The organism is Streptomyces sp. NH27 (assembly GCF_056859195.1).
The window spans coordinates 1-15,462 of the sequence record NZ_JACEGK010000143.1 but is presented as its reverse complement, the minus strand read 5'-3'; the positions used below and the strand labels follow the sequence as shown (position 1 = coordinate 15,462).

General features: G+C 71.8%; 9 protein-coding genes. 3 read left to right on the top strand and 6 right to left on the bottom strand.

Features of this window, described 5'->3' with window-relative positions:
- Positions 1–2: 2 nt before the first annotated feature.
- From AC13HU_RS14325 to AC13HU_RS14315, 3 genes are all read right to left on the bottom strand, one after another.
- Positions 3–1,472 carry a maltokinase N-terminal cap-like domain-containing protein gene (locus AC13HU_RS14325; RefSeq protein ID WP_483042224.1) on the bottom strand — a complete coding sequence of 490 codons (1,470 nt, stop codon included), beginning with the start codon at positions 1,470–1,472 and terminating at the stop codon, positions 3–5.
- Positions 1,473–1,772: 300 nt separating this feature from the next.
- Complete coding sequence (gene treS, locus AC13HU_RS14320) at positions 1,773–3,473, bottom strand: maltose alpha-D-glucosyltransferase (protein ID WP_483042223.1); 1,701 nt, start codon at positions 3,471–3,473, stop codon at positions 1,773–1,775.
- A complete protein-coding gene (locus AC13HU_RS14315) occupies positions 3,470–5,455 on the bottom strand; it encodes an alpha-1,4-glucan--maltose-1-phosphate maltosyltransferase (protein WP_483042222.1) in 1,986 nt (661 codons plus the stop codon). Before AC13HU_RS14315 ends, treS begins: the two co-directional genes overlap by 4 nt.
- Positions 5,456–6,060: 605 nt before the next feature.
- Between AC13HU_RS14315 and glgP the strand changes: the two genes are divergently transcribed.
- Positions 6,061–8,682 (top strand): alpha-glucan family phosphorylase, encoded by a 2,622-nt coding sequence (gene glgP, locus AC13HU_RS14310; RefSeq protein WP_483042221.1) that lies wholly within the window; start codon positions 6,061–6,063, stop codon positions 8,680–8,682.
- 246 nt (positions 8,683–8,928) lie between these two features.
- Here glgP and AC13HU_RS14305 read toward each other — a convergent pair whose 3' ends face one another.
- Both AC13HU_RS14305 and AC13HU_RS14300 read right to left on the bottom strand, forming a co-directional pair.
- Positions 8,929–9,144, bottom strand: a complete 216-nt coding sequence (locus tag AC13HU_RS14305; RefSeq protein ID WP_483042220.1) for a cold-shock protein — start codon at positions 9,142–9,144, stop codon at positions 8,929–8,931.
- A gap of 119 nt (positions 9,145–9,263) precedes the next feature.
- Entirely contained in the window at positions 9,264–10,874 is a 1,611-nt protein-coding gene (locus AC13HU_RS14300; RefSeq protein ID WP_483042225.1) for a M4 family metallopeptidase, read from the bottom strand.
- A 422-nt stretch (positions 10,875–11,296) separates the two neighbouring features.
- On the opposite strand from AC13HU_RS14300, the gene AC13HU_RS14295 reads away from it, so the two are divergent.
- Positions 11,297–13,117 (top strand): ABC transporter ATP-binding protein, encoded by a 1,821-nt coding sequence (locus AC13HU_RS14295; RefSeq protein WP_483042219.1) that lies wholly within the window; start codon positions 11,297–11,299, stop codon positions 13,115–13,117.
- Positions 13,117–15,123: an ABC transporter ATP-binding protein gene (locus AC13HU_RS14290; RefSeq protein ID WP_483042218.1), complete on the top strand. Its 2,007-nt coding sequence runs from the start codon at positions 13,117–13,119 to the stop codon at positions 15,121–15,123. The genes AC13HU_RS14295 and AC13HU_RS14290 overlap by 1 nt, the downstream gene beginning before the upstream one ends.
- A gap of 154 nt (positions 15,124–15,277) precedes the next feature.
- On the opposite strand, the gene AC13HU_RS14285 is transcribed toward AC13HU_RS14290, so the two are convergent.
- The coding region (locus AC13HU_RS14285) for a hypothetical protein (RefSeq protein WP_483042217.1) at positions 15,278–15,462 on the bottom strand (185 nt) is incomplete at its 5' end.

Below are 15,462 nucleotides of genomic sequence, written 5' to 3'. Positions count from 1 at the left end.
GGTCACGGCGAGCACTCCTCGGATTCGGACGCGGACGGTGGGGACGGGGCCGGCGATGCGGCCAGGCGGGCGAGTGCGGAGAGCGGGATGGGCAGCCAGGCGGGGCGGTGCCGGGCCTCGTACCGGGCCTCGTACACCGCCTTGTCGGTCTCGAAGGCCCGTATCAGCACGGGCTGTTCGCGCGGGTCGGTGCCGGCGACCCCGGCGTACCCGGCGCAGAACGCGTCGCGGTGCCGGGCGGCCCAGGGGCCGTTGCCGCTGTGGTGGGCGGCGTAGTCGAAGGACCGCAGCATGCCGGCGACGTCCTGCACCGGCGGCGCGGGTCGGCGCCGCTCGGCCAGCGGGCGGGCCGGCTCGCCCTCGAAGTCGATCAGCACCCACTCGCCGTCCGGCCCGCGCAGCGCCTGGCCGAGGTGCAGGTCGCCGTGGATGCGCTGGGCGAGGACCAGCCCGCCAGGTCCGGTGCCCGCGCCGAGCTTGGCGAGGTCGTCGTAGGCGGAGCGGAGCGCGCCCGCGTAGGGGCGGACCGCGGGTACCTCGGCGGCGGTCTCCTCCAGCCGGCGGGTCATCGCGCCGGCGATCCGTTCCAGCGCGCGGCCGTCGAGCCGGTGCACCGGCAGGGCCGAGGCGAGCGCCTGGTGCACCTCGGCGGTGGCCCGGCCGAGCGCGGCCGCCTCGGTGCGGAAGTCGCCGTCCTCGGCCACCGACGCCAGCGCGAGCGCCCACCCGTCGGACGAGCCGGGCAGGAAGCGCTGCAACACCCCGAGGGTGGTCGGCTCCCGGCCCTGCGTCGGGGCGGCGTCGCCGGCGTCGCCGTCCAGCGCCTCGAACCACGCCACCGGCTCCGCCACCCGCCGCGACCCGGACCGGGCCAGCGCGAGCGACAGTTCCAGGTCCGGGTTGGTGCCCGGCGACACCCGCCGGAAGAGCTTGAGGATGTAGCGGTCGCCGTACACCACGGACGTGTTGGACTGCTCCGCGGTCGACACCCGGGGGGGCAGCCCGGGCGGGAACCCGGCGGTCGGTTCGGTGGTGAAGCGCAGGTTCCCGCTGCGGCCGGGCAGCTTGAGCCGTTCCAGCAGGAGTGCGGCCATTCGGGGGTCGTGCGGTGCGTCGTAGAGGGTCAGCCCGTCGTAGGGGCCGCCGACGGCCGGGCCGAGCGCGGTGCGCACCAGCGCGGACGGCAGCAGCGGATGCGCGCCGAGCAGGAGTTGGTAGCAGTCCGGCGGCCGGCCGGGCTGCTCGACGTCGACCAGGACGTGCAGCAGGCCGAGCGGGCCGAGTCGGCCACCTGGGGGAACCAGCTCGGTCGCGGCGGCCAGCCGGAAGTCGCCGATCGGCAGGCCCTTGCCGGCGAACCAGCGCTGCCGCGGCAGCCAGCCGCGCAGCAGCGGATCGAGGGAGCGAAGCAGCCCCGGCACGAGATCGCGGCCGGTGACGGCGGGGAGACGGGTCCAGGAGCTGTCCGACATGACGTCCTTTCCCCGGGGGAGTCGCGCACCGCGCCGCTGGGTCGAGCGGCGGATGCGCCAGCCTCCCGGATGACGGGTTCGGGCTGTCCGGCGACACGGGGAGCCTGCCCCGGCCGGGTGACAGGAAACCGCCGTACGGGCTGCTGCGGGTTTCGCTTGATCGTCCCAAAGGTGCGGGCCCCCCGCACCTCGGGCGCGGGAACGTAACGCCCCGGCGGGCGGACGTAGCCTTCCGGGTGACGGAACGTTACGCCGGGGGGCCGGTCGGGCCGGGGGGCCGGTCCACCCGGCCCCCCGCCGTCAGGACGGGTCGCGGCGCAGCCGGAACCAGTAGAAGCCGTGCCCGGCCAGGGTGAGCAGGTACGGCAGTTGGCCGATCGCCGGGAAGCGCACCCCGCCGATCAGCTCCACCGGATGGCGGCCGGCGAACTGCCGCAGGTCCAGCTCGGTGGGCTGGGCGAAGCGGGAGAAGTTGTTCACGCACAGCACGAGGTCGTCGCCGTCCTCCCGCAGGAAGGCGAGCACCGCCGGGTTGCTCGACGGCAGTTCGGTGAAGGAGCCGACGCCGAACGCCCGGTTCTGCTTGCGGATCTCGATCATCCGCCGGGTCCAGTGCAGCAGCGAGCTGGGGGAACTCATCTGCGCCTCGACGTTGGTGACCTGGTAGCCGTAGACCGGGTCCATGATGGTCGGCAGGTAGAGCCGGCCGGGGTCGGAGGAGGAGAACCCGGCGTTGCGGTCCGGGGTCCACTGCATGGGGGTGCGCACCCCGTCGCGGTCACCGAGCCAGATGTTGTCGCCCATGCCGATCTCGTCGCCGTAGTAGAGGATCGGCGAGCCGGGCAGGGACAGCAGCAGCGCGGTGAACAGCTCGATCTGGTTGCGGTCGTTGTCCAGCAGCGGGGCCAGCCGGCGGCGGATGCCGATGTTGGCGCGCATCCGCGGGTCCTTGGCGTACTCCGCGTACATGTAGTCGCGCTCTTCGTCGGTGACCATCTCCAGCGTCAACTCGTCGTGGTTGCGCAGGAAGATGCCCCACTGGCAGTTCGCCGGGATCGCCGGGGTCTTGGCCAGGACCTCGGAGACCGGATAGCGCGACTCGCGGCGCACCGCCATGAAGATCCGCGGCATCACCGGGAAGTGGAACGCCATGTGGCACTCGTCGCCGCCGGCCGAGAAGTCGCCGAAGTAGTCGACCACGTCCTCCGGCCACTGGTTCGCCTCGGCGAGCACCACGGTGTCCGGGTACTGCGCGTCGATCTCGGCCCGCACCTTCTTCAGGAAGCTGTGGGTGCGCGGCAGGTTCTCGCAGTTGGTGCCCTCCTGCTGGTACAGGTAGGGCACGGCGTCCAGCCGGAAGCCGTCGATGCCCAGGTCCAGCCAGAACTTCAGGGCGGCGAGGATCTCCTCCTGCACCTGCGGGTTCTCGTAGTTGAGGTCCGGCTGGTGGGAGAAGAAGCGGTGCCAGTAGTACTGCTTGCGGACCGGGTCGAAGGTCCAGTTCGACGTCTCGGTGTCCACGAAGATGACCCGGGCGTCGGGGAACTGTTTGTCGTCGTCCGCCCAGGTGTAGTAGTCGCCGTACGGCCCTTCCGGGTCGCTGCGGGACGCCTGGAACCACGGGTGCTGGTCGCTGGTGTGGTTCATGACGAAGTCGATGATGACGCGCATGCCGCGCTGGTGGGTGGCGTCCACGAACTCCACGAAGTCGGCGAGGTCGCCGAACTCCGGTAGCACCGCGGTGTAGTCCGCCACGTCGTATCCGCCGTCCCGCAGGGGGGAGGCGAAGAACGGCGGCAGCCACAGGCAGTCCACGCCGAGCCATTGCAGGTAGTCGAGTTTGGCGGTGATCCCCTTCAGGTCACCGACGCCGTCGCCGTTGCTGTCCTGGAACGAGCGGACGAGGACTTCGTAGAACACCGCCCGTTTGAACCATTCGGGATCACGGTCCTTGGCCGGTGTGTCCTCGAATGTGTCAGGAACGGGTTCGTTGACGATCAACTGAGTGACCCTCCGATCGATGGAGACGGTCGCAGCGACAGGACGTGCGCGGGCGCATGGCCCGGTTCAAGGCGCACATAGTTGTCCCTGCCCCAGTGGTAGGTCTGACCGGTTAGCTCGTCGCGCACCGGGAACGACTCGTGCCAGGAGAGCCCGAGCGCCACCATGTCCAACGACACGGTGGCCTCCTGGGTGTGGAAGGGGTCCAGGTTGACGACCACCAGTACGACGTCGTCGCCCTGCCGCTTGGAGTACGCGAGCAGGGCTTCGTTGTCCACCGGGTGGAACGTGATGTCCCGCAGTTGCCGAAGCGCCGGGTGACGGCGGCGCAGCCGGTTGAGCGTGGTGAGCAGCGGGGCCAGTGAGCGCCCCTCGGCCTCGGCCCGGGCCCAGTCGCGCGGCCGCAGTTCGTACTTCTCGGAGTCGGCGTACTCCTCGCTGCCGGGGTGCGTCGGGGTGCCCTCGCACAGCTCGTATCCCGAGTACACCCCCCAGCTCGGAGCGAGGGTGGCGGCGAGCACGGCGCGGGTCTCGAAGGCCGGCCGGCCGCCGCTTTGCAGGTAGGCGTGCAGGATGTCGGGGGTGTTCACGAAGAAGTTCGGCCGCATGTGGGCCGCGGTGTCCCCGCTCAACTCCCGCAGGTAGTCGGTGAGTTCGGCGCGGGTGTTGCGCCAGGTGAAGTACGTGTACGACTGCTGGAAGCCGATCTTGCCGAGGGTCGCCATCATCGCCGGGCGGGTGAACGCCTCGGCGAGGAAGATCACGTCGGGATCGGTCCGGTTGATGTCGGCGATCACCTTCTCCCAGAAGACCACGGGCTTGGTGTGCGGGTTGTCCACCCGGAAGATCCGGACGCCGTGCGCCATCCAGTGCCGCAGCACCCGCAGCGTCTCCCGCACGATGCCTGCGAAGTCCTGGTCGAAGGCGATCGGGTAGATGTCCTGGTACTTCTTCGGCGGGTTCTCCGCGTAGGCGATGGTGCCGTCGGCGCGGTGTGCGAACCACTCGGGGTGCTTCTCCACCCAGGGGTGGTCCGGCGAGCACTGGAGGGCGAAGTCGAGGGCGATCTCCAGGCGCAGGTCGCGGGCGCGGGCCACGAAGTGGTCGAAGTCGGCGAGGGTGCCCAGGTCCGGGTGGACCGCGTCGTGGCCGCCCTCGGGCGAGCCGATCGCCCACGGCGAGCCGACGTCGTCGGGCCCGGGGGTCAGGCTGTTGTCGCGGCCCTTGCGGAAGGCGGTGCCGATCGGGTGGATCGGCGGCAGGTACACCACGTCGAAGCCCATCGCGGCCACCGCGGGCAGCCGCTCGGCGGCGGTGCGGAAAGTGCCCGAGCGCAGCCGCCCGTCCGGCCCGGCGGTCGCGCCCTCGGAGCGCGGGAAGAGTTCGTACCAGGACCCGAACAGGGCCCGCTCGCGCTCGACGTGCAGCGGCATCGGGCGGGAGGCGCTGACCAGTTCGCGCAGGGGGAAGCGGTTCAGCGCCGCGACCACCTCGGGGGCCAGCGCGGCGGCGTGCCGGGCGGCCGGGGCGAGGGAGGAGTCGCGCAGCGTGTCCACCGCGGCGAGCACCGCGGGCCTGCCGTCGCCCTTGGGCACGCCGGCCGCGGCCCGTTCGTGCAGCTGCGCGCCCTCGGCGAGCACCAGTTCGGTGTCGATACCGGCCGGGATCTTGATGCCCGCGGTGTGCCGCCAGGTCGCCACCGGGTCCGACCATGCCTCGACCGTGTAGGTCCAGCGCCCTTCGGCCGTCGGAGTGACGTGTGCCCCCCACCGGTCGGTGCCCGGTGCCAGTTCCCGCATCGGCGTCCACGGTCCGGACCGGCCCGAGCCGTCGCGCAGCACCACGTTCGCGGCCACCGCGTCATGGCCCTCGCGGAAGACGGTGGCAGTCACCTGGAACCGCTCGCCGACCACCGCCTTGGCGGGCCTTCTGCCGCAGTCCACACTCGGCTGGACATCGACGACGGGGATACGACCGATCATTTCCTCACCTGACAGTTCGGGACGGGACTGACTCGACTGACGCGCGGGTGGCTTCGGTGCACGGCGGGTATCCGGGACTGCCCGGGACGGGAGCCTGGCTACTTTTTAACTGTTCTTGGCCGAACCGGCTCGCCCGCGGGGTCCCTCCGGGAGGGGTTCACCCGGGTGGCTGCCGGTGCGGTGCAGCACATGTCCGAGCCTGCCCACGCTTCCCGGCCTGAACGCACCCTCTGACGCCGTTTCGGTAGCGCGCGGCGAGTGCGCGCGTTCGTGGTGACCGATCCGCCAACCGGCCGCACCCCTTACGCGCGCTCGATGTGCGATGTTCACGCCCCGTTGCACGCCACCGCGTACGCCTTCGAGTACGCGAACGCCGCCGGAGAGCCGCTCGCACGCCGTCTCGTTCCGGCCACCAGCGTCGCACCCCCTTGTTACCCCCGCACACCTCCGCGGCCTGCGGTGGAAGCGTCCGCCGAGCCGGGCCGAACGCGCCCGCGCTCAGGCCCGGCACGCGTTCGCCCCCGTGAGCCTCCGTTCGGGCGTTTGGCCCTGGAGATCGTGGACAACCGGCCCGGCCTGCGGCCCACCGGGCTACGGTCGAAGACGTGAAGGCAATCCGTCGATTCACCGTGCGCACCGTCCTGCCGGAACCTCTGCGCCCGCTGGGGGAACTGGCCGCGAACCTACGCTGGTCCTGGCACGAGGAGACCAGGGAGCTGTTCCGCAGCGTCGACCCCGAAGGCTGGCGGGCCGCCCAGGGCGATCCGGTCCGGCTGCTCGGCGCGGTCTCCAAGGAGCGGCTGGCCGCGCTCGCCGGCGACCGCCGCTTCCTGCGCCGGCTGACCGCCGCCGCCGAGGACCTCGCGGACTACACCGCCGGGCCCCGCTGGTACCAGGAGCAGACCGACCTGCCCGCCGCCGTCGCCTACTTCTCACCCGAGTTCGGCATCACCTGGGCGCTGCCGCAGTACAGCGGCGGTCTGGGCATCCTTGCCGGCGACCACCTCAAGGCCGCCAGCGACCTGGGCGTGCCGCTGATCGGTGTCGGCCTGCTCTACCGGCACGGCTACTTCCAGCAGAGCCTGTCCCGCGAGGGCTGGCAGCAGGAGCACTACCCGGTCCTCGACCCCGACTCGCTGCCGGTCAGCCCGCTGCGCGAGACCGACGGCAGCCCGGCCCGGGTCACCCTCGCGCTGACCGGCGGCCGGACCCTGACCGCGCGGATCTGGACCGTCCAGGTCGGCCGGGTGCCGCTGCTGCTGCTCGACTCCGATGTCGAGCCCAACCAGCCCGCCGAACGCGACGTCACCGACCGGCTCTACGGCGGCGGCAGCGAGCACCGCCTGCTCCAGGAGATGCTGCTGGGCATCGGCGGCGTCCGTGCCGTCCGCGCCTACTGCCGGATCACCGGCCACCTTGAGCCCGAGGTCTTCCACACCAACGAGGGCCATGCCGGCTTCCTCGGCCTGGAGCGGATCAGGGAACTGTCCCACGACGGGCTCGACTTCGACGCGGCCCTGGAAGCGGTGCGGGCCGGCACCGTGTTCACCACCCACACCCCGGTCCCGGCCGGCATCGACCGCTTCACCCGCGACCTGGTCGCCCGTCACCTCGGCGACGGCGGCGAGCTGCCCGGCGTGGACGTCGGCCGGATTCTCGAACTCGGCCGCGAGACCTACCCCGGCGGCGACCCCGACCTCTTCAACATGGCGGTGATGGGCCTGCGGCTGGCCCAGCGCGCCAACGGCGTGTCCACCCTGCACGGCGCGGTCAGCCGGGAGATGTTCGCCGGGTTGTGGCCCGGGTTCGACCCCGAGGACGTGCCCATCACCTCCATCACCAACGGCGTCCACGCGCCCACCTGGGTGGCGCCGGAGGTACTGCGGCTCGGCAGCCGCCAGTTCGGCGCCTCGCGCGCCGAGGACGCCCTGATGATCGGCGGCGCCGAACGCTGGGAGGCGGTCGCCGACGTGCCCGACGCCGCGGTGTGGGAACTGCGCCGCACACTGCGCGAGCAGCTCGTCGAGGACGTACGCCGCCGGCTGCGCGCCTCCTGGCGGCAACGCGGCGCGAACGACGCCGAACTGGGCTGGACCGACCACGTCCTCGACCCGGACGTGCTCACCATCGGCTTCGCCCGCCGGGTGCCCTCCTACAAGCGGCTCACCTTGATGCTGCGCGACAAGGAGCGGCTGGCCGCGATGCTGCTGCATCCCGAGCGGCCGATCCAGATCGTGGTGGCCGGCAAGGCCCACCCGGCCGACGAGGGCGGCAAACGGCTGGTCCAGGAGCTGGTGCGGTTCACCGACGACCCCCGGGTCAGGCACCGCATCGTCTTCCTGCCCGACTACGACATGCGGATGGCCCGCACCCTCTACCCCGGCTGCGACGTCTGGCTCAACAACCCGCTGCGCCCGCTGGAGGCATGCGGCACCTCCGGGATGAAGGCCGCGCTCAACGGCTGCCTCAACCTGTCGGTCCTCGACGGCTGGTGGGACGAGTGGTATGACGGCGAGAACGGCTGGGCGATCCCGACCGCCGACGGCGTCGCCGACGAGGACCGGCGCGACGAGCTGGAGGCCGCCGGGCTCTACGACCTGCTGGAGCAGCAGGTCGCCCCGCGCTTCTACGACCAGGGCCGCAACGGCCTGCCGCAGCGCTGGATCCGGATGGTCCGGCACACCCTGACCACGCTGGGCCCCAAGGTGCTCGCCGGGCGGATGGTCCGCGACTACGTCGGCGAGCTCTACGCCCCGGCGGCCCGCTCGCACCGGGCGGTGCACGGCCCGGCCGCGGCCGAACTCGCCCGGTGGAAGCGGCGGGTGCGCCAGGAGTGGCCTCGGGTCGCGGTCGACCACGTGGAGACCGTCTCGGTCGAGGGCTCGGTGGACGACGCCGCGGAGCTGGGCGCCACCCTCACGCTGCGGGTGCAGGTCGCGCTCGGCGGCCTCGATCCCTCCGACGTGGACGTGCAGCTGCTGTCCGGGCCGGTGGACGCCGCCGACCGGCTCACCGCGCCCGCGGTGCAGTCGCTCAAGCCGGTGGCGCGCGCCGACGTCGAGGGCCGCTACGCCTTCGAGGGCCCGCTCACCCTGGACCGGACCGGCGCCTTCGGCTACACGGCGCGGGTGCTGCCGGCCCACCCGCTGATGGCCACCCCGGCCGAGCTGGGCCTGGTCGCGGTCCCACCGGAGGCGGAGGGCATGACGGCGGGCGTGCTGCGTTAGCGCCGTATGGCAGGGGGAGGCCCGCACCGATGCGCGTGGTGCGGGCCTCTGCTCAGCCATTGGGGTGAAGACCGACCGGCGAATGGAGGGCGGCGTCGCGGGCCGATGACTCTCGCCCAGCCGGCTTCTCCTCAGTCACCAGGGCTCCGCCATGGCTCCTTCGTCGGCACCACCTGGACTCGGCCCTCGACCCGCTCCTTCACCCACCCCCCATTCGCCGGTCGGTCCAAGACCGACCGGCGGCCCTCAGACCGCGCTGTTGAGCATGCGGATGTTCTCCGCCTGCGGGCCCTTGTTGCCCTGGGTGACGTCGAACTCCACTTTCTGGCCCTCCAGCAGCTCCCGGTAGCCGGTGGCCATGATGTTGGAGTAGTGGGCGAAGACGTCGGAGCCGCCGCCGTCCTGCTCGATGAAGCCGAAGCCCTTTTCCGAGTTGAACCACTTCACGGTTCCGGTTGCCATAATCCATCTCCTACGGGGTGGTGCGGGTTTCCAGAACCGCACTGTACGGAATCGGGCGCCGGTGGATGATCACCCCACACCGGAGGAAACCGGCAAAAATCATTCCGGCTGACGGCCGATCAGCTGACCCGGCTGCCGACGCCGATCGCCGCCCAGGTGTTGGCCACCGTGTTGTACGTGGCGCTGCCCGCGCCCCACAGCTCGGCCGCCGCCTGGAGGGACTGGGTCCGGGCCTTGGCGTAGTTGGTGGTCGAGGTGAAGTACTCGGTCAGCGAGGTGTACCAGAGCTTGAGCGCGTTGTCCCGGCCGATGCCCGGCACCGACTGGTTGTCGTAGGTCGGGCTGTTGTACGAGACCCCGTTGACGACCTTGGCGCCGCTGCCCTCGGAGAGCAGGTAGAAGAAGTGGTTGGCCGGGCCGGAGGAGTAGTGCACGTCCAGGCCGCCGAGGCTGGAGGACCAGTTGTCCTTCGAAGCGCCGTCCTTGCTGGGCTTGTCCATGTAGCGCAGCGGTGAGCCGTCGCCGTTGATGTCGATCTTCTCACCGATGAGGTAGTCGCCCGGGTCGGCGGCGTTGTTCGCGTAGAACTCCACGCCGGTGCCGAAGATGTCGGAGGTCGCCTCGTTGAGACCGCCGGACTCGCCGGAGTAGTTCAGGCCGGCGGTGGCCGCGGTGACGCCGTGGCTCATCTCGTGGCCGGCCACGTCGAGCGCGGTCAGCGGGTGGGCGTTGCCCGAGCCGTCGCCGTAGGTCATGCAGAAGCAGGAGTCGTCCCAGAAGGCGTTGACGTAGTCGTTGCCGTAGTGGGTGCTGGAGTACGCCGCCCGGCCGTCGTCGGCGATGCCGTTGCGGCCGAAGGTGTTCTTGTAGAAGTCCCAGGTCTCCTGGGCGCCGTAGGCCGCGTCCACGCCGGCGGTCTGCGCGGTGGTGCCGTTGCCGTCGCCCCACACGTCGTCGGTGTCCGTGAAGAGGGTGCCCTTGCCGGAGCTGGCGTGGTTCAGGTTGTACGTGCTGTGGCCGCCGCGGCTGCCGTCGGTCAGTGCGTACGACGAGCCGGACTTGGTGGTGGTGATGTTCACCTGGCCGCTGTACTCGCTGTTGCCGACGCTGTTCTCTATGCCCTGGTACTGGTAGAGCTTCGCGCCGGTGGTGGCGTCGGTGATGACGTGCAGCTCGTTCGGCGTGCCGTCGTCCTGGAGGCCGCCGATCACCGACTCCCAGGCGAGCACCGGGGTGCCGTTCGCCGCCCAGACCACCTTGCGGGGGGCCGTCGACGCGGTGGGGGTGGCCGCGCCCGCGGCCTTCGCGGCGTTCAGGGCGTACGACCGGGCGGAGGCGGCGGTCCTGGTGGCCGTCTCGGTGGTCACGGCGATCGTCGCGTCGGTGGCCCGGTCCACGCCGGTGGTGCGGCCGGTGGCGTCCTGGGTCACGACGAGGTCGCCGCCGAGCACCGGCAGGCCGTCGTACGTGCGCTCGTAACGGGTGTGGAGGCTGCCGTCGGCGGCCTTGATCACGTCCCGGACGACCAGGCGCTCCTTCGCGCCCAGGTGCAGGGACCTGGCGGTGGTGGCGCTCGCGTCCTGCGCCTGGGCGAGCAGGGTGCCGCGCTGGGCGGGGGAGAGCGAGGCGGGCAGCGCGCCCGCCCTCGGCTGCGCGTGGCTGCTCGCGGCGGCCGTGCTCGGGTCGGAGGTGGCGGCCGCGGTGTTCGCCGGGAGGGCCACCGCGAGCATCGCGGCACCGGCGAGCAGGGCGCCGGCCGCGGTGCGCGCGGGGGTGGGGGACGTGCGGAGGGTGTGTCGCACTCGTCGCTCCTTCTGCGTCGGCCGCAAAGTGGCGGCCGGGACAGTCCGGACAGCAGGGGATGGGGAGCTGCCGGATGGTGGGGGGTGGAGAAGAGGACTGTGTGGTGTGGGTCATGCTGTGGTGCTGCTGTGGAACGGGCCACAGAGTGGCATTCTTTACCTGTCCATGTCATTCCCGTGAGGCGAACTTGGCCGAAAATCGTTCGCTCGCCGGGGTGTTGAGTTCGTATACCGGACAAACGGGCGGGCGTTCGCCGCTCGGTCGTCCGGACGTCCGCGGTCTTGCCGGGCGGGCCGCCCGGCGGGAAAACCGGATGAGGGCTGTCACAGGGTGGGCCTAGTGTCGGTAAGTGACCTCTCCCACCAGCGATACGACCGCACCGGAAAACCGCCACCGATCCACCGTCCGCTCCCTGGTCCGCCTGTGGCCGTACGTCAGACCGGTACGGGTGCGGCTGGCGGTGTCGGCGGTCGTCGCGATCGTGGCGTCCTGCACGTCGCTGTTCATCCCGTTGGTGCTGAAGTGGATGGTCGACGGGCCGGTCCAGGACCGTGACCCGGGTGGGGTCTGGCTCGGCGGCGGGCTGGTGCTGCTGCTCGGGCTGCTGGAGGCCGGGCTGTTCGGTGTCAGGCGCTGGATGGTGGCCCGCCCGCTGGCCGGCGTCGAGGCGGCCATGCGCAAGGACCTCTACGAGCACTTGCAGCGCCTGCCGGTGGACTTCCACGACCGGTGGGCATCCGGTCAGTTGCTCTCCCGGGCCATCATGGACCTCCAGATCCTGCGGATGTTCCTCGCCTTCCCGCTGGTGTTCCTGGTCGTCAACGGGGCCACGATCCTGATCGGCTTCGCGATCCTCTTCGGCCAGTCATGGCTGCTCGGGCTGCTGCTGCTCGCCCCGGCCGTCCCGTTGATGATCCTGTGCTCGTACTTCGAGACCAGCTACGCGCTCGCCGCCCGCCGGGCCCAGGACCAGGCCGGCGACCTCGCCACCCTCGTCGAGGAGTCCGTGCTCGGCATCCGCATCATCAAGGCGTTCGGCCGGCACCGCAGCCAGGCCGCCGCCTTCCGCCGGCAGACCCGCGAACTGTGGGACACCGAGATCCACAAGGCGCGGCTGCTCTCCAACATCTGGGCGGTCATCATGACGCTCCCCGAGATCGCCCTCGGCGGCGCCCTGGTGGTCGGTTCGCTCCAGGTCGCCGACGACAAGCTGTCGGCCGGCACCCTCGTCGCGTTCCTGTCCACCGCGCTCGCACTGCGCTGGCCGGTCGAGTCGATCGGCTTCCTGCTCGCGATGAGCAACGAGTCGGCCACCGCCGCCGACCGCTACTTCGAGGTCCGCGACACCCCGACCGTGGTCGACGCCACCGGCACCGGCGCCGACGCCCGGCCCGACGGCATCCGGATGGAGGACGTCCGCTTCCGCTATCCCGACGCCCCGCCGCACAGCCCCGAACTACTGCGCGGCATCGACCTGCACATCCGCCCCGGCGAGACGATGGCGCTGGTCGGCGCGACCGGTTGCGGGAAGACCAGCCTCACCGCGCTGCTGCCCCGGCTGCACAGCGCCACGGGCGGCCGGATCAGCCTGGACGGCGTCGACACCGCGGGGCTGGCCGCGGACCGGCTGCGCCAACTCGTCGCCGTCGCCTTCGAGGAACCGACGCTCTTCTCCGCCACCGTGCGGGAGAACGTGGCGATGGGCGCGGGCCCGGCCGGCGCCGACGAGGAAGAGGTGCGGCGGGCGCTGGACGTCGCACAGTGCGACTTCGTGGACGCGCTGCCGCAGGGCCTGGACACCCAGGTCGGCGAGCAGGGGCTGAGCCTGTCCGGCGGACAGCGGCAACGGCTCGCGCTGGCCCGGGCGGTGGTCGGACGCCCGCAGTTCCTCGTGCTGGACGACCCGCTGTCCGCGCTCGACGTGCACACCGAGGCGCTGGTCGAGGCCGCGCTGCGCGACGTACTGCGGGAGACCACCGCGCTGGTCGTCGCCCACCGGCCCTCGACCGTCATGCTCGCCGACCGCGTCGCCCTGCTCGCCGACGGCCGGATCGCCGCCGTCGGCACCCACGCCGACCTGCTGCGCGACAGTGCCGAGTACCGCTACCTGATGTCGGGCGGCGCGCAGGAGCACGACGAACTCGCCGCGCTCGAAGGGAGCGAAGCCTGATGACCCCCTCGGCCGCCACCACGACCGGACCCACGCCGGACGCCCCGGGCCCCAAGGGCCCGTCGGAATCCTCAAGTCCCGACGTTTCAAAGAGTCCTGACGGAACGTCAATTTCCGGGGGTGCCGCGAACGCCGCGGACCCGTCGGGCGCCGCGATCGGCACCGTCCCGAGCCCCGCCGCACCCGAGGCACCCGCAGGCGACTTTGGCGCCACCGACCCGTTCGACCAGGACATCCTGCCCGCGCCCCGCAACGCCCAACTCCGCCTGCTGCGCTCCCTGCTGCGCCCGCACTCCCGCCGGGTGTGGGCCGCGGCGATCTACCTGCTGATCCAGCAGGCCGCCGTCCAGGTCGGTCCGCTGCTGGTCGCCTATGCCATCGACCACGCCATCCCCGCGGTCCGCGACGGCCGGCACGGCCCGCTGATCGCGGTGGCCTGCGGCTACATCGGCTGCGGCGTCGTGTCCGGCGCGCTGCAACGGGTGTTCATCAGGGTCGCCGCCCGGGTCAGCCAGGACGTCCTGGTCGACCTGCGCGGGCGGATCTTCCGGCACGCCCAGACCCTCAGCCTCGACTTCCACGAGCGCTACACCTCGGGGCGGCTGATCGCCCGCGCCACCTCCGACGTCGAGTCGATCCGCGAACTGCTCAACGACGGCCTCGACGAGCTGATCGAGGTCGTGCTCTCCGCCGTCGACATCACCACCCTGCTGCTCGTCCTGGACTGGAAGCTCGGCCTGCTCACGCTGGTGTCGTACGGCCCGCTGTACCTGGCCATCCGCAGCTACCAGGCCCGCGCCGTCGAGGCGTACCGCCGGCGCTCCACCGCGATCGCCGCGGTCATCGTGAAGTTCACCGAGACGATGAACGGCATCCGCCCGGTCAAGGCGTTCCGCCGCGAGCAGCCCAACGACGAGGCGTTCGCCGAGCTGAACGGGCGGCACTACCAGGCCAACGGCGACGCGATCCTGGAGATGGCGCGCTACGTCGTCTGGTCCCGGCTGATCGCCAACATCACGATCGCCGGGATCGTGCTGTGGGGCGCCTACCGGGTGGCCGGCGGCGGCATGGCGCTCGGCGTGCTCGCCGCCTTCGTGCTCTACCTGCGGCGGCTGTACGACCCGATCGACCGGCTCGGGATGTTCCTCAACTCCTACCAGTCCGCGGCCGCTTCGCTGGAGAAGATCGCCGGGTTGCTCGCGCAGGCGCCGACCGTGCCCGAGCCGGAGCAGCCGGTGCCGCTGCCGGCCCGTGGCGAGGACGCGCTGCCCGGCCGCGAGGTCGTCTTCGACGGGGCGCGCTTCGCCTACCGCACCGGCGGCGAGGTGCTGCCCACCTTCGACCTGCGCATCCCCGCCGGGCAGATCGTCGCGGTGGTCGGCGCGACCGGCGCCGGCAAGTCCACCCTCGCGAAGCTGCTGGCGCGGTTCTACGACCCGACCGACGGCCAGGTCCTGCTCGACGGTGTCCCGCTGTGCGACCTCGCCCGCGACGACCTGCGCCGGGGCGTGGTCATGGTCACCCAGGAGGCGTTCCTCTTCTCCGGCACCGTCGCGGAGAACATCGCCATCGGGCGGCCCGACGCCACCCGCGAGGAGGTGGAGGCCGCGGCGAAGGCGATCGGCGCGCACGACTTCATCGCCGCCCTGCCCGACGGATACGACACCGACGTCCGCAAACGCGGCGGCCGGATCTCGGCCGGGCAGCGCCAACTCGTCGCATTCGCCCGGGCCCTCCTCGCCGACCCGGCCGTCCTCATCCTCGACGAGGCGACCTCCTCGCTCGACGTCCCCGGTGAACAGGCCGTCCAGCACGCGATGGACACCGTGCTGCGCGGCCGCACCGCGGTGATCATCGCGCACCGCCTGTCCACCGTCGAGATCGCCGACCGCGTCCTGGTCATGCGGTCCGGCCGCGTCGTCGAGGACGGCACCCCCACCGAACTCATCGCCGACGAGGGCCACTTCGCCGGGCTGCACCAGGCGTGGCAGGACAGCCTGGTGTAGGGCCGGCGCGTTCGGGCACCGTGGATGCGTTCGCGGTGAGTGCGGTTACGCGGCCGCGAAGTGCATCCGGGTGCACTCGGTGCCACGTGGTAGTCGTCAGCCGGCGGAAGCCCGCGGACTGCCGCGGGTCCGGCCCGGTCCGGCGCGTTGGGGACTACGGCGTAGGGGCGAGGGCGGTGTCGCGCAGGTCGTCATCGGGTGCGGTGGAGCGTGGGCGGGGCGGTAGCAGGTCGCTGTGGTGGAGGTGGAGCAGCCGTTCGTGGGTGGCGGTGAAGAGCCCTCGACCGGTGCCCGGGGCCACGTCGTCGGCTGCGCGGGAGGCTGGTGACGGCAGGGCGC

Coding starts and splice junctions, on each gene's coding strand:
- AC13HU_RS14305 (WP_483042220.1), bottom strand. CDS start 9,144: ATGGCAACCGGAACCGTGAAGTGGTTCAACTCGGAAAAGGGCTTCGGC.
- AC13HU_RS14325 (WP_483042224.1), bottom strand. CDS start 1,472: ATGTCGGACAGCTCCTGGACCCGTCTCCCCGCCGTCACCGGCCGCGAT.
- AC13HU_RS14300 (WP_483042225.1), bottom strand. CDS start 10,874: ATGCTCGCGGTGGCCCTCCCGGCGAACACCGCGGCCGCCACCTCCGAC.
- AC13HU_RS14290 (WP_483042218.1), top strand. CDS start 13,117: ATGACCCCCTCGGCCGCCACCACGACCGGACCCACGCCGGACGCCCCG.
- AC13HU_RS14315 (WP_483042222.1), bottom strand. CDS start 5,455: ATGATCGGTCGTATCCCCGTCGTCGATGTCCAGCCGAGTGTGGACTGC.